The sequence below is a fragment of the Bacillus cereus group sp. MG1 genome, from assembly GCF_040460035.1.
Classification (GTDB): Bacteria; Bacillota; Bacilli; order Bacillales; family Bacillaceae_G; genus Bacillus_A; species Bacillus_A cereus.
The window spans coordinates 5,195,067-5,208,672 of record NZ_JARVGY010000001.1 but is presented as its reverse complement, the minus strand read 5'-3'; the positions used below and the strand labels follow the sequence as shown (position 1 = coordinate 5,208,672).

Genomic DNA, 13,606 nt, shown 5'->3' with positions numbered 1-13,606 from the left:
AAATAGAGGAGGTACATATGAAAAAAGTTAATGTTACATACGCGATTTTGTACGATAAAACTAATGAAAAGATCTTAATGGTAAAAAACAAAGGGGAAAATGGTTCTTATTATACATTACCAGGTGGCGCAGTTAAACTAGGAGAAACATTAGAAGAAGCAGTAATTCGAGAAGTAAAAGAAGAAACAGGGTTACACATAAACGTAAACGGGATTTGTTCTATCAGTGAAGCCTTTTTCGAGGAAAGAGATCATCATGCAATTTTCTTTAATTTTCTAGGCGAAATAATCGGCGGGGAGACATATATATCAAGGCCAAAAGAAATCGAAGAGATTACTTGGATGGAATTACATATAGCAGCACCGTATTTACGCATACCAGAACATTTACTATATTTATTACAAAAGAAAGAAACAGTACCTTATTTTTTTAACGGAACAATCGTTCATCAATCTTCATAAAAATATTATCTCATGTAAGGCGGGGGAAACATGGAGTTTATCGTTAATCACAAACAATTCACTCAAGCACTTTCAGAAGTCAACAAAGCAATATCAACAAAATCTTTAATTCCTATATTATCTGGTATAAAAATAACTGCAGATCAATCTGGAATTACTTTAATTGCAAGTAACTCAAATATTTTTATTGAAAAATTCATTCCTGTTTCAATTGAAGACGAAAAGATTGCAACTATTTTAAAGGTAGGAACTATGGTTGTACCTGCAAAGTATTTCATTGAAATAATAAAGAAAATGCCAAGTGATATCGCAATAAAAAGTAAGAATGAGCAAACTATTAAGATACAATCAGAAGAAATCACATTAAGTTTAAATGGATTTCCTGCAGATGAGTTTCCGAATGTACCGCTTATAGACAATCATGCAGAAATCAAGGTAGAGACAGAGCAATTGATTGAAGTATTTAAACAAACAGTCTTTGCGGTAGCAAAAAATGAATCTAGACCTGTTCTTACTGGGGTGCATATAGAGTTATCTAATAATAAGTTAATTTGCGCTGCAACTGACTCACATAGACTAGCGATACGAGAAACATTACTTTCCTCAGATGTAAAAGCAAATTGTATTGTGCCAAGCGCAACCATTAGTGAACTTCTAAAATTAATGAACAGCAATTCGGAATTCGTATATATCTACCTTTCAGAGAGTCATATTATATTTACGCTCGGAACAACTACATTATATTCAAGACTAATTGAAGGGAAATATCCTAATATTTCTAACCTTATTCCAAATGATTTTAAAACGATTATTAACGTAGATAGAAAAAAGATATTACAAGGTGTAGACCGATCAAGTTTATTAGCAAGTGAATGGGCTAATAACAATGTTAACTTAGAAATCATAAACGAATCCACAATTAAAATTTCTTCAAACGCTTCTCAAATTGGGAAAATATCTGAAACGCAACAAATAGATGCGATTCAAGGTGAAAAACAATTAAATATATCTTTCGATGGGCGTTTTATGGTTGATGCTTTAAGAGCAATAAAAGAAGAAACGATTACTTTAAGTTTTGGAGGTTCTATGCGACCGATATTGATTGAAGCAGGAGAGCAATCTGCAGCAGTACATCTTATATCGCCAGTAAGAGCTTATTAAGGATAGAGGAAGGGATTAATAGACAAAGCAGCAATGGTAATCTGAAATACAAAGCAAAATAATAATAACCTGAATATAAAAGCCATAGATTAATCGATATGGGGTGAGTACGATGAAGAAAATAATTGTTTTACTCATTGGTATAGTTTTAATTATTTTTGCTTTTTATCAATACAACAAAAAAGACTATGCAGCTAAAAGTACTAACTTGTATGTAGAAAACTTTAAAGGGGAAAATGATTCAATAAAAATACAATCTGCTATTAATAAAGCAGAGTCTAGTAAAATTAAAACTGTATTGCTTGATGATAAAAAGTATAAAATCACGTCACCAATCATTGTTAAAAAAGGTGTGAAATTATTATTTGGTTATGGATCGCAATTTGTAGTTGAGGGAAACTTTAGAGTTTTAGAACTAGAGAAAAACGCATCCATTGAAGGAGCGTATATAACTATTGACGATCCTAAATTTAACTCTGAAGTTATTTATTTAGACGGTAAAAATAAATATTATAACACTTGGAACAAAACACAAATAAAAGATATAAATATTATCAATTGGACGGAAACGAATAAAGGTACCGGAATTTCTTTATACTCTGCTGGAAAAGAAAATGAAATTTCGTTTGTTAACTTCGAAAATATTAAAGTTGTAGGAATGGAAACTGGACTGAAATTAGTAGCGAAAAAACCGAGCACCGGACAAGCTTGGATAAATGCCAATCGTTTTATGAACTTTTCTTTAGAAGACTGTGTAAATATGATTTATATGGATAGTCAAGTAACTACGCCAAATGAAATTAGTGGGAATCAATTTACAAACCTTCAAATACAGCCTTCAAATAAAACAAAAAGCATTATACAGGTAAGTGGTCAACATAATGAATTTCATGGAATGGTGTGGGATTTAAATAAAATAAAACATGAAAACGAACTCATTGAACTGACTGATAAGAGTATGAATACAGTGGTTGAAATGTCCAGTGTACCAGCAAATAGAGTATTAGATAGTGGGAGATCCAATATAGTGAAATAAGTTTAAATACAGAAAAAAGAGCGAATTCTTTATAAGAGGATTCGCTCTTTTTATATTTTAAAATTAAATTTCCTTCCACCAAGCGGATAAAGGATAGTCTGTAGATTTTAACGTAATAGATTCGCCAATTTGTGGCGTTGTAATTTTAACTCCTAAACGGTTAGCTTCTTTCGTAACACGTTCTATCGGGTCACTCCATTCGTGTAATGCTAACGTAAAAGCACCCCAATGAATCGGAAGAAGTAATTCTCCTTTAACATCAATATGAGCTTGTACCGTTTCTTCAGGCAACATATGAATAGCAGACCACCTCGGATCATATTGCCCGCATTCCATTAATGTAAGATCGAATGGACCGTATTTATCACCAATTTCCTTAAAGTGAGGGGCATAACCGCTATCACCACTAAAGAAAATTTTAGTCTCTTGACCAAGAATAAGCCATGAACACCATAATGAACGATCTCTATCTGTCATACCACGTCCAGAGAAATGCCTTGCAGGCGCACATACTAACTTAATATTATCAAACGTAATTTCGTCCCACCAATTATGCTCACTAATTTTACTAGGTGAAACACCCCATTTAATAAGATATTGTGCAACTCCAGTTGGAACATAAAAGTGTTTTGCGCGATTTTTTAACTGCATAATACTTTTGTAATTCAAATGATCATAGTGATTATGAGAAATGATAATCGCATCAATTTCTTGAAGGTCATCACGTTCTAAAGAAAAAGCACCACTATAACGCTTACTATTAAACAAGGGAAATGGGGAAGAGGCATCTCCAAACATCGGGTCTAATAACAGTTTTTTACCTTCTATTTTCAAAAGAGAAGCAGAATGGCCAAACCATGTAACACTCTCTAACGCTTCATTATCTTTATTTGATAAAACAACAGGCAAATCCTTTATAGGACGCAGCTTTGATTTCATTTTAAAGTAATCCGTCATTAAACTTATAATATCTTTCGGTTTAAAACTCATATCAGTATGAATTTGGTTTGTATATTTCTTATTCATTCGTTCTCCTTTTTACGATTAACAATATACGTATGTTGTTATTGTAGCTATTTGTAGTTTAAACGAAATCATTTTACCTTTCACCTTAAATGCAGTACCTTTCATAAATTTGTCAAATTCATTATTCTTATATGCAAAATAAAAACCATGTAGCAGCAGATAAAATCAATATTAAGTAGATGTAAACTTTTTTAATTTAGTAAATTTCTTCTTATAAGCAACAAAGAACGTACGTTTCGTTATATGTTATAGAAGAAGATAAGTCTCAAATTATTAAAAGGAAGGAGAGGATGTAAGTGCACATAGAGCGAAAAAAGAAATCAAAATGTAAACTATCAAAATCTGAAATAACGCAGCTATATGCAGAGGGGAAAAGCACCTCAGAGATCGCTACACTTGCTAATGTGTCTGCAAGGTATATTCGTATGGTTTTATCAGACAGCAACGTCCCAAGGCGCGCTATAGGGAATTGGAAGAGAAAGTATGACATAAAAGAAAATTATTTTAAAACTTGGTCAAATAATATGGCTTATATTTTAGGATTTATAGCAGCTGACGGCGTTATACAAAAAGAAAATCAATGCGTCAGTATATCACAAAAAGAAAGTTATATTTTAGAAGATATAAAAAAAGAACTAAAAACAAATCAGCCGCTATACCAAAACAAAAAAACAGGTGTATATATGCTAAATATTAATAGCAAAACAATAAAAGACGACCTTATGAACATGCACGGAATTATGCCATGTAAATCATTTAACATCGAATTTCCTTTTGTACCAGAAGAATATTTACATCATTTTGTTCGTGGATATTTTGATGGGGATGGTTACGTCAAGTATGAAACGTATACAGTAAGCTTTGTAGGAGGATCATATAGCTTTATGAATTCTTTAAATCAGGTACTACAAAATCACAATTTACCAGCCGATTTACTAAATCAAAATAAACATTATCGCGTCATTTTAACCGGGAGAAAATCAATACAACTATTTTCAAATTGGATTTATAAAGACAAAGATATTTATTTGCATAGAAAATATGAAGAATTTCAGAAAGAAAGTCTAAGTCTAGATCAATTAAAAGATCGAAACCTAAAAAGAACCCAATCTGCTGTTAAGCAGAGAAAACAAAATTTCCTTAAGGAATATATGAAAAATAAATGTATCGCTAAAACTTGTTCCATTTTAGAAATAAAGGAACCAACTTTTAAAAGTTGGTTAAAAAATGATAATCAATTTAAAAAAGACTATGAAAGAATTCATTCATTATAAAAATACAAAAAACCTTAGTATATCTATGCTAAGGTTTTTAATTTGAGATTATTAGAGGATACTTATTTTCGTTTATAGAAGTTAGTAAATACATAAATCTTACAATGAATTTACTAGTAAGGGAGGGGTTATGAAGTGTTTACTAATAATATTCCGGAGAATATATTACATACAGCTTATGAAGCTAAAATGATTTTCTCTGGAGATAATTCGCCATCTATAAAAATAAAAGGAACGAAACTTCAATATTTACTTGTAATGCTTCATCTTGGATCAGTAAAGATTTAGTCTTATTGTTTAATGAAAACGATAAATCTTTAAAAGAATACTTTGCCAGCAGCAGATACTCAAAAGAAATTACTTATGAAGAGTTTTTTATCTGGTGGTATCACTTTTTCTATACAAAAGTAACTGAAGAATTAATAAAACAAGGTGTAATTATAACAAGCACAAAAAAAATCAAACGTACATAATCCATCAATAACTTTAAATTAAAGTGCTAATACACTTTTACAAATGTAGCAGCTAAATCGATAAATAATTATTAGTAAATAGAGGATAATCTGAAATCAAAACCTAACATTAAGAAAATGAAATGTTTAAAGGGGAGAAGAGCCTTGCAAAAGAAATTTATCAATCCAGAAACGATGCCACCAACTTTTGGATACTCGCATGTAGTCGAAGTTACAAACGCTAAACGAACAATTTACATATCTGGACAAGTAGCGATTAACACTGACGGTCAAATAGTTGGAATTGACGATTTAGCTACACAAACGCGACAAGTATTCGAAAATATTAAAAGTGCATTGGAAACTTCGGAATTAAAATTTAATGATGTAGTCAAATTAACATTTTTTTTAACAGATATTTCTCAAATGGCCATTGTGAGAAATATTCGAGATCAATACATTGACACTAATAATCCACCAGCAAGTTCAGCTGTAGAAGTTAGAAAGTTAATTAACGATAACTTATTAATTGAAATCGAAGCAATCGCTGTAGCAAACTAGTTATAAAAAAATATTCGTCATCATAATACAATTCGTTTAAAATGAACAGATTAAACGAATTGTATTTTTATTATTTAAAATCTAATTTATATCCGAAAATATTATTATCAATAGCTAATAAAGCGAATAAATACATAACCAATCACACATTACTAATTCGGTGGAAAAGGGGATCATAATAAGCACAACTAAAACTTAGTAAGTTTATTACTTTTTTACAGTTAACATAATATATATTATAGGCAGTTATAGGGACAAAGCGATATCGGGTATCAAAAACCAAGTAAACTATACTTAATGAGACGAAACAGAGATTTTTAGTGAGATTTACACAAAATCTTATCTAAACGAATTTCTACAGTTTTTATCATTTATTTTGCTATAAATCCATCACAGCAAATTCAAATCAATAATCAATTAAGAATTATCGAATCAAAAACATTTTTGATCGACAAGAAATTTTTTATACAGAAAAATTATTTCTATACAAAATATAAATTAATAATTATATTTTATGTTTTACTTTATGAATTTATTGCTATTTGCACACGTTTTACAACTTCACATTATTTGTTGTTATTTCTGTTATTTAGGCTTGACTTTCATTACACTCATTGTTTCTTATCCTAGTTAACATAACGCTTATTTTTAACATAAAAAAATCCTCCTCACCTTCAGGAAGATTTTTTGTTTGCTATTATTTTATTTATATCCTCTAGTAACAATCCCAATTGTAAATGACATTGGAAAAATCTAGATTTAACAGCTCTTCCTTACGTATAAAGAAATTAGCAACCCCAGAATCGCCCCACATAATATTTAATGAATCGTCTGTATCAATTTGCAGCAATAATATGTCATGTTGCTGGTATTTTTCTTCCCATTCTCTCGGATCTGTCTGTGTGAAAAATGGATATCCACCAATTTTATGTCCTTGATCTTTACATAAATCATCATACAGTTCGCCTAATTCTGTATTATTTTCTTCATCAACAATTTCTTCCCAATCAATGTTATCACTAAAAATCATTTCAAATCGATAATCTCTTGGTGTTACTGGTTGATAAGCTAACTCAAAATTCAGTTTTGCTGCTTCAGGTATGATAAAGTCTTCTAATTCTAAAGTGTTTAAATAACTAAAATCAGTAATTACCTTATTTAAATCTTCTATAATTGTAGAATGATAAATAATTCGAAAGTCTTTTTGGATTGTTGGATGATCAAAATCTGCTCCATAAAGCTCATCATCAGCACTTACGAAAAACTGTAACATTCCCTTTTGAGGCATATATTCAACATGCGGAATTTCTTCAAAGTTTAACTGCGCAAGTAGCATCATAGGTTGTCCATTTGAGTCTTTAGGATGCTCTTGATCTATAGGTAAATACGGATAACCACCAAACTTACTCTCAAAAAGTGTTGTCTCTGCTAATGTTCCAGACACTTTAACATACGGTTTTATACTTTCTTCTAAAATACTACGATACTGCTCTAGTTCTGTCGGAATTTGAAGTTGATACGTATTCTTCATCACATTTGCCTCCCTTTAGTAATGAATTGAAAATGCCTTACTTAATTATATAGCAAGAAATAGCTTCGTGAAAAATTGTTAAAAGTCCGTTTTCACCCTCGTTTTTTGCGCACTTGGTGGACAAAGTAAATTATGTTCTAAAACCTTTTTATTAATAGTTCGAATTAAATCCGCTGCTTCTGCCGTATTTGTATTTTCTTTTAGTCTTTCTTTTAAATCGTCAATTTCTTTTGAAAGCTCAATCCACCTAGGCAAAACATGATTATTTGCTAAAGTTCTATAAAGTTGCTTTTCAGGATTGTAAGAAAGATCTTTATCGAGATTAAGAGGTTTACCTTTACCAGGTAAATTATCAAATGACCCTTTCTTTTCTGCCTCTTTAACGATAGAACTAATATGATCCTCATACGTATAGGACCAAACTTTTTCATCTTTTACTAAAATCTCTTGCTTTTTTAGTTTTTTATCTAGTTCTTCTTGATTCATAGCTTCTCTCTCCTTTTTATTTTTTAGTGTCGTTTTTGTAAATTCCAATGCCCTTAATCCTTCGAATAGCTTTTCTCGCCACCACACGCTACCATGATCGCCTTGAAACTCTTCATAAGTAATTTGGTATTCCTTTTCTTTTAAAGCTTTATACAGACGTCTATTAGCCGTTAAAAGAGGTTTGTTTTCAAGTTCTCCTACTGCTATGTAAGAATAGAGATGAGTCGCATTAGAATCTATTGATTAAATTTGATTTTCATAATCATCTTTTTTCCAATGTACGGATCCAGACATTGACAACACATTTCCGAAAACATGTGGATTTTGAAGTGTTGCATAAAAAGCTGCTAAGCCACCAAGACTGAAACCAGCAATTGTTGTATGTTTTGTTTCTTGATGCACACGATACTTCGCCTGAATTCACGGAAGTAATTCCTCCTTGAAAAATGCATTCATTTTATCATTATAAGTTAGCTCTTCTAATCGATCGACAGGATCTATAGCAACAGCAATACAAGATGGGATTTCATTTTTGTAAATTAAATAATTAAGTGTTTTTGCGATTGGAAGGTTATGAATGAATGAATTCCCATCAAATACAATGAGAAGTTATTGAAGATGTGAAGTGTGAGAATAATCATGAGGCGTATAAATATGAATTTTACGTGTGTTATTTAAAATCGAACTATAAAAAGAATATGTTTCAATCTTTCCGGATGGATAATCATTTGAAGGAAAACGACTGCTATACTGCACGTCCATACCTATTTTTAACACAGACGCTTTATTGGTACCTTCTCCATCACCTCTCTTTCTCCTTTGTAGTATTCTATATGTAATTTTTTCATTAGAATCCCTATATAAAAGTAGTCGTAAGTTATGTGTTTAGAGAAGTTATTGATTAGAAAGATGATCAATTGCTTGAATAGAAAGTTCCAATGATTTTATTCTTCTTTCTAACAGTGTTCTTTGAGGACTCCCAAGCTTTGACTTAACATAAATCTTTTCAATTGATGGCAACAAACCAATTAGAACATTTCGAGCGTCTGCTAAATCCTCTTGGGTGTAATGATGGGTTTCTTGATTCCAAATACTTTCTAACATAGCTAAGCCGATACTAGCTGCTTTGAGTCTTTTTTTCACTAATGTAGTATTTGCACCTTTTTGAGTCATCTGAGATAGTGCATTTTCAAGTTTACGGATTGTTGACTGTAAAGACTGTATGGATTCTACTTTATCTACATTTGATACGTTTTTCATATTAAACCTGTCCCTTCTTCGTTTCTAAATTAGTTTTCTTGATATTTGATAATACCATTTAGAAGCGAATTTTACTCGAAATATTTGAGTTGGACATGAATTGGAAGGAAAACAGCTAACAAGCTTCTATCTCCTCCCTCTTACATATTTTATATGTACTTCTTTTTTCTCGTTAAAATACCTACATGGACAAGGTATTAATATTGTATATTTTATGAACAAAAAACGTACAAACAGCATCACTTGTACGTTTTAATTTTTATTCAGTAAGATAATAAAGTAATAGCTTACGGGTTTTTTCATAATTCATGAAATCTCTATATAAAATGGGATAATTTATAATCTCTGTTTCTAAAAAACGATATTGCGGAAACCACTCAAAAAACGATTTTCTTAGCCACTTAATTTGATTAAACACAATCTCCTGTTCATTATTATTAAACACGTAACTTAAAGTACCTGCTGTATGCATCCAATAATAATTTAAATCAGCGCTTATACAATCATCTTCTGTAAACGTATTATTAAAATCTTTTCTTATTTTTCGAATGTCACAATTCGGAAACGGTTTATACAGTAGACTAGGCATGTTCTGCAATTCATTAAAAATAACCTTTTTACCTACCACTCCTTTATTTCTCTAGCCAATTTAATAAGTTTTCATAATGATATTGAGCATCGATATACCCAAGATTATATAAATTAACGAGCTTTTCCTTATTTCTTTCTATTCCGCTTATAGGAAGCTGTACACTTGGTTGAATTACAAAAAAATTATCTTTTTGTTCTTCTTGATTCATATAAGATATTGTCTCGTTATAAAAACGATAATGGTCTACTAAATTCTCTGCGATTTTCGGATATTTTCTATATAGAATTTTAGCTAGACCAGAAAATTTATTTCGCTGCTTCTCGTATCCTTCTGGCTTTGTCATAATTACAACGTTCTTTTCATAACCATCAGTTTGAGCTTTTAAAACTGGTATAGGATCTATAATTCCTCCATCTAGTAATTTTCGATTATCATATTCTACAGCAGGTGCTATAAACGGCACAGAGCTGGATGCACGGATGATTTTTAAAATATCATTTCCATGTTCTGTTTTATTATAATAAACAGCTTGTCCTGATTCGCAATCAGTCGTCCCTATAACAAATTGTTCATTACAGTTTAAGAAAGTTTGAAAATCAAATGGAACAATTTTATTAGGTACTTCATCAAATAAAAAGTCCATTCCAAATAATTCACGTTTTCGAATTAAATTTCGATAAGATATATACCTGTAATCTGATACTAGCTCTGTATTTACTTTCTTATTTCTCCCTTGTTGACGCGACAAATAGGTTGCTCCCATACAGGCTCCAGCTGATACGCCGACTACATATGGAAAGAATAAGTTCTTTTCCATGAAATATTCGAGTACACCTGCAGTATATAAACCTTTCATTCCTCCGCCCTCTAATACTAAACCGATATTCTTCATTCTATATCCCTCTGCTTCTTTTTTCTTAATTTCATATTAGCATAAGATTTTAAGATGAGGTTATATAAACTAATTACAACAATAACCAGAAACTACTAAAGTAATGTGATAATATCTTTGTGAGTAACATGGTACAATATAAGTAATTCATTCCACATATATTAAAGGAGGAATTTAATATGGGTTTATTTAGCGGTATTTTAGGAAATGCATCAAATACGAGTTCTGAAAATGTAGAACGTGATTTAGAGAAGATTATGCTAGACGATGAAAAAGTAGAGCATGCTTATAAATTAATTCGTGATCTAATCGTATTTACAAATCGTCGTCTTATATTAGTAGATAAACAAGGAGTAACTGGCAAAAAAACAGAATACCATTCTATTCCTTATAAAAGTATTACACAATATAGCATCGAAACGGCTGGGCATTTTGATTTAGATGCAGAACTTAAAATTTGGGTGTCTAGTATGGAGGAACCAATTACGAAAGAATTTAAAGGTGACGATAGTATTTTAAGCATTCAAAAAGCGCTAGTAACCTTTACGACAAAGTAGTGGTTTTTGTATCTTTATTCATTTTCAAAATTACTAACCCGAGTATTTTGGAAGAACATACATTGTTTTTGTATATTTAATCTAAAATAACATAAAAAGGTAAAGCGTATTTTAAATGCTTTACCTTTCTTTTTTGTAATAAACAAGTGTAGTTTTATCATTTAATTTCTTTATTACTTCTGTTCTTTTATACCCCATTTTCTCGTATAGAAAACAATTTCTTTCTTCTTCTAAAATCGTAGCAAGTTCAAAACTTCGTGCTTCTGGAAACATTTCTTCAATTAAAATAAGTACCTTCTGAGCAATTCCTTTCCCTTGATAGATTGGATGAATAAACATTGGACTAATCCAAAATTTATAAGGTAGTTCTTTTGCGGATATACATATCGCTCCAACAAGTTTCGAATCTATTATCACCTTATAAAAATTACTGCTGGGATTATTTATTCTAAAAATAGTTTTTTCAATAGTTTCATTTGCTGGATTTGTTTCATAGTCTTTATATTTATGTAATAAAGAGCTAAATGAATCTATTTGCATTTGAAATATAACTTCTGCATCAGTTTCTGTCACCTTTTCTAATATAATCTCCATGTTACCAATTTAGACGCTTTCTTAAAGAAGTAATATGAGCGGTATGGTGACGACCATGCCATGCATATAGTCCTATTGCAACAGCAAGTTTTGTTTCACCAGTTTCAGGATGGTTAAATGTCTTTTCTAAATCTTCAATTTCTAGAGAATATAAAAGATTAACCCATCTTTTATGTAATGAATCTAGCATTACTAGTGAAACATCTACCGGTAATTTTGAATCAGGTAACTCTGCCCATTTCTCTTCTTTATACGGCTTAATAGTTGGATTCTTTTCTGTCAGTGCTAATTTAAAGCGTATGTAGCTATTCATATGGCTATCAACGACGTGATGAACTACTTGACGTACAGTCCAACCTCCAACGCGATATGGTGTATCTAACTGCTTCTGATCTAAATCTTTAATTGCCTTTGTTAGTTCATTAGGTAAATCTTCAATTTCTTGAATCCATGTATCAATCATTTCTTCAGTTATAGGACGTTTGTATGTAAATTGGCCAATTGGATAACGTAAATCATTCATGAATAAGTCCTCCTTATTATAAGTGTGAAGTATTTCTCCAAATATAGTGTACAAACTTCACATGTTCTCCATTTAATTCTACAGATGTTATATCTGATTCGTTTTGATAAGAAGAAAATCCGCTTTTTTCTAGTACAATTTGTGATGCGAGATTATTAGTCGTTGTTTTAGCATGAACTTCAGTAATTTCATTATTTTCCGCTACATCTAAAATTAATTTTACGGCTGCTGTTGCAACTCCTTTTTTAGTAAATTTTTCTCCGACACGATACCCGAGCGAACTAATTCGAGTTTCCGTATCTATATCTACTAAATTGATTCGCCCTACAATTTCTTTTTCTTCATTACGAATTAAATAAAAATAAGAATCTCCATCCGCTTGTTCTATTAATAAATCGTCTAGTAGTTTTTGGAAATATTCAAATTCAAAATATTTTGAGCCACGATTTGGTACCATTGTTTCAAAAAAAGATTTATTTGTAAGTTCAAACGTAAATAAATCCTTAGCATCTTGTTTCTTTAGTTGCTCTATGTATATTTCCATTCCATATTCTCCTTCTTGATTTACTAACTGTTATACATTCTTTTTTAATCAATTATATTCCTGCTATTTCTTTCGATTAAGTAATACAGATAGTAGCACTTTCGGATGAAAGAGATGAAATGGACTACGAATTAAATTCATCACTCGTACTAACCGAATATAAACATCAGAATTACTTGCGGATAGTCGATATATTTGCTTCGTATACCATAGCTGAAATTTTTGTTTTGTAGTTAATTCTCTCTTTAGTTGCGGGTGACGTGATATTTCTGTTGTTGTCATATCCCAAGGCGTTTCTATTATAGTAGCTGCCTTTTTATAAATTTGAAATATCTTCAAAGAAGTCTTTAAACAATAAACCAATTACAACTGCGGGTATTGTCCCAACGATAAGTAATAACATGAGCTTTGAAAATGGGTTTTTAATTAAATATATAAATTCTTTTTTGTAATAAATAAAAACCGCAAGTAAAGTCCCAATATGCAGCATCGTATCTAAAAATAAGCCAGCCTCATCTAATCGGAACAAATGCCTTCCTAAATAAAGATGTCCGGTACTACTGATTGGTAAAAATTCTGTTAAACCTTGAATTATACCTAGTATGAAAGCTTCTAACCAATTCATGATGGTCTCCTTTCTCTTTTGCTTGTACCAA

At 30.9% G+C, this 13,606-nt stretch carries 16 protein-coding genes and 4 pseudogenes; 8 read left to right on the top strand and 12 right to left on the bottom strand.

Features of this window, described 5'->3' with window-relative positions; translation table 11 throughout:
* The first annotated feature begins 17 nt into the window (after positions 1-17).
* The 3 genes from QCI79_RS27185 (at position 18) to QCI79_RS27175 (ending at position 2,658) form a co-directional block, all read left to right on the top strand.
* The gene (locus QCI79_RS27185) at positions 18-461 is read left to right on the top strand and encodes an NUDIX hydrolase (protein WP_000757608.1); all 444 of its coding nucleotides are present in this window, start codon (positions 18-20) and stop codon (positions 459-461) included.
* 30 nt (positions 462-491) lie between these two features.
* Positions 492-1,622 carry a DNA polymerase III subunit beta gene (dnaN, locus tag QCI79_RS27180; RefSeq protein ID WP_000394484.1) on the top strand — a complete coding sequence of 377 codons (1,131 nt, stop codon included), beginning with the start codon at positions 492-494 and terminating at the stop codon, positions 1,620-1,622.
* A gap of 112 nt (positions 1,623-1,734) precedes the next feature.
* A complete protein-coding gene (locus QCI79_RS27175; protein WP_000721076.1) occupies positions 1,735-2,658 on the top strand; it encodes a hypothetical protein in 924 nt (307 codons plus the stop codon).
* A 63-nt stretch (positions 2,659-2,721) separates the two neighbouring features.
* Here QCI79_RS27175 and QCI79_RS27170 read toward each other — a convergent pair whose 3' ends face one another.
* Complete coding sequence (locus tag QCI79_RS27170) at positions 2,722-3,684, bottom strand: MBL fold metallo-hydrolase (RefSeq protein ID WP_001037078.1); 963 nt, start codon at positions 3,682-3,684, stop codon at positions 2,722-2,724.
* 296 nt (positions 3,685-3,980) lie between these two features.
* Here QCI79_RS27170 and QCI79_RS27165 point away from each other — a divergent pair, with 296 nt between their 5' ends.
* From QCI79_RS27165 to QCI79_RS27150, 4 genes and pseudogenes are all read left to right on the top strand, one after another.
* On the top strand, positions 3,981-4,958 hold the full coding sequence (locus tag QCI79_RS27165; protein WP_000546838.1) for an LAGLIDADG family homing endonuclease: 978 nt from the start codon (positions 3,981-3,983) through the stop codon (positions 4,956-4,958).
* A gap of 135 nt (positions 4,959-5,093) precedes the next feature.
* Positions 5,094-5,246: a hypothetical protein gene (locus QCI79_RS27160; protein ID WP_002005131.1), complete on the top strand. Its 153-nt coding sequence runs from the start codon at positions 5,094-5,096 to the stop codon at positions 5,244-5,246.
* Positions 5,231-5,442 (top strand): annotated as a pseudogene (locus QCI79_RS27155) (hypothetical protein); the annotation flags it as partial. The gene QCI79_RS27160 and the pseudogene QCI79_RS27155, both read left to right, overlap by 16 nt.
* 133 nt (positions 5,443-5,575) lie before the next feature.
* The gene (locus QCI79_RS27150) at positions 5,576-5,971 is read left to right on the top strand and encodes a RidA family protein (RefSeq protein WP_001169714.1); all 396 of its coding nucleotides are present in this window, start codon (positions 5,576-5,578) and stop codon (positions 5,969-5,971) included.
* Between the two features lie 715 nt (positions 5,972-6,686).
* Here QCI79_RS27150 and QCI79_RS27145 read toward each other — a convergent pair.
* From QCI79_RS27145 to QCI79_RS27120, 6 genes and pseudogenes are all read right to left on the bottom strand, one after another.
* Complete coding sequence (locus tag QCI79_RS27145; protein ID WP_000799821.1) at positions 6,687-7,502, bottom strand: YwqG family protein; 816 nt, start codon at positions 7,500-7,502, stop codon at positions 6,687-6,689.
* 78 nt (positions 7,503-7,580) lie between these two features.
* Positions 7,581-7,988, bottom strand: coding sequence for a DnaJ family domain-containing protein (locus QCI79_RS27140; protein WP_002101039.1), 408 nt, complete (start codon positions 7,986-7,988; stop codon positions 7,581-7,583).
* 24 nt (positions 7,989-8,012) lie between these two features.
* Positions 8,013-8,789: pseudogene (locus tag QCI79_RS27135) on the bottom strand (alpha/beta hydrolase); the annotation flags it as partial.
* A gap of 93 nt (positions 8,790-8,882) precedes the next feature.
* Entirely contained in the window at positions 8,883-9,248 is a 366-nt protein-coding gene (locus QCI79_RS27130) for a hypothetical protein (protein ID WP_000800309.1), read from the bottom strand.
* 259 nt (positions 9,249-9,507) lie between these two features.
* Complete coding sequence (locus QCI79_RS27125; protein ID WP_000232877.1) at positions 9,508-9,876, bottom strand: YxiJ-like family protein; 369 nt, start codon at positions 9,874-9,876, stop codon at positions 9,508-9,510.
* 4 nt (positions 9,877-9,880) lie between these two features.
* Positions 9,881-10,732 carry a patatin-like phospholipase family protein gene (locus QCI79_RS27120; RefSeq protein ID WP_000789289.1) on the bottom strand — a complete coding sequence of 284 codons (852 nt, stop codon included), beginning with the start codon at positions 10,730-10,732 and terminating at the stop codon, positions 9,881-9,883.
* A 179-nt stretch (positions 10,733-10,911) separates the two neighbouring features.
* Here QCI79_RS27120 and QCI79_RS27115 point away from each other — a divergent pair, with 179 nt between their 5' ends.
* On the top strand, positions 10,912-11,289 hold the full coding sequence (locus QCI79_RS27115; protein ID WP_000522471.1) for a PH domain-containing protein: 378 nt from the start codon (positions 10,912-10,914) through the stop codon (positions 11,287-11,289).
* A 120-nt stretch (positions 11,290-11,409) separates the two neighbouring features.
* Here the strand turns inward: QCI79_RS27115 and QCI79_RS27110 are convergent, their stop codons facing one another.
* The 5 genes and pseudogenes from QCI79_RS27110 to QCI79_RS27090 all read right to left on the bottom strand — a co-directional run.
* The gene (locus QCI79_RS27110; protein WP_002005126.1) at positions 11,410-11,883 is read right to left on the bottom strand and encodes a GNAT family N-acetyltransferase; all 474 of its coding nucleotides are present in this window, start codon (positions 11,881-11,883) and stop codon (positions 11,410-11,412) included.
* A gap of 1 nt (position 11,884) precedes the next feature.
* Entirely contained in the window at positions 11,885-12,406 is a 522-nt protein-coding gene (locus QCI79_RS27105) for a YfiT family bacillithiol transferase (protein ID WP_000999070.1), read from the bottom strand.
* 16 nt (positions 12,407-12,422) lie between these two features.
* Positions 12,423-12,950 (bottom strand): GNAT family N-acetyltransferase, encoded by a 528-nt coding sequence (locus QCI79_RS27100; protein WP_000409237.1) that lies wholly within the window; start codon positions 12,948-12,950, stop codon positions 12,423-12,425.
* A gap of 63 nt (positions 12,951-13,013) precedes the next feature.
* A pseudogene (locus tag QCI79_RS27095) lies at positions 13,014-13,277 on the bottom strand (glutamate synthase); the annotation flags it as partial.
* A pseudogene (locus QCI79_RS27090) lies at positions 13,276-13,575 on the bottom strand (undecaprenyl-diphosphate phosphatase); the annotation flags it as partial. The pseudogenes QCI79_RS27090 and QCI79_RS27095, both read right to left, overlap by 2 nt.
* Positions 13,576-13,606 lie beyond the last annotated feature (31 nt).

Coding starts and splice junctions, on each gene's coding strand:
- QCI79_RS27115 (WP_000522471.1), top strand. CDS start 10,912: ATGGGTTTATTTAGCGGTATTTTAGGAAATGCATCAAATACGAGTTCT.
- QCI79_RS27140 (WP_002101039.1), bottom strand. CDS start 7,988: ATGAATCAAGAAGAACTAGATAAAAAACTAAAAAAGCAAGAGATTTTA.
- QCI79_RS27145 (WP_000799821.1), bottom strand. CDS start 7,502: ATGAAGAATACGTATCAACTTCAAATTCCGACAGAACTAGAGCAGTAT.
- QCI79_RS27170 (WP_001037078.1), bottom strand. CDS start 3,684: ATGAATAAGAAATATACAAACCAAATTCATACTGATATGAGTTTTAAA.
- dnaN (WP_000394484.1), top strand. CDS start 492: ATGGAGTTTATCGTTAATCACAAACAATTCACTCAAGCACTTTCAGAA.
- QCI79_RS27110 (WP_002005126.1), bottom strand. CDS start 11,883: ATGGAGATTATATTAGAAAAGGTGACAGAAACTGATGCAGAAGTTATA.
- QCI79_RS27175 (WP_000721076.1), top strand. CDS start 1,735: ATGAAGAAAATAATTGTTTTACTCATTGGTATAGTTTTAATTATTTTT.
- QCI79_RS27100 (WP_000409237.1), bottom strand. CDS start 12,950: ATGGAAATATACATAGAGCAACTAAAGAAACAAGATGCTAAGGATTTA.
- QCI79_RS27120 (WP_000789289.1), bottom strand. CDS start 10,732: ATGAAGAATATCGGTTTAGTATTAGAGGGCGGAGGAATGAAAGGTTTA.
- QCI79_RS27185 (WP_000757608.1), top strand. CDS start 18: ATGAAAAAAGTTAATGTTACATACGCGATTTTGTACGATAAAACTAAT.
- QCI79_RS27130 (WP_000800309.1), bottom strand. CDS start 9,248: ATGAAAAACGTATCAAATGTAGATAAAGTAGAATCCATACAGTCTTTA.
- QCI79_RS27105 (WP_000999070.1), bottom strand. CDS start 12,406: ATGAATGATTTACGTTATCCAATTGGCCAATTTACATACAAACGTCCT.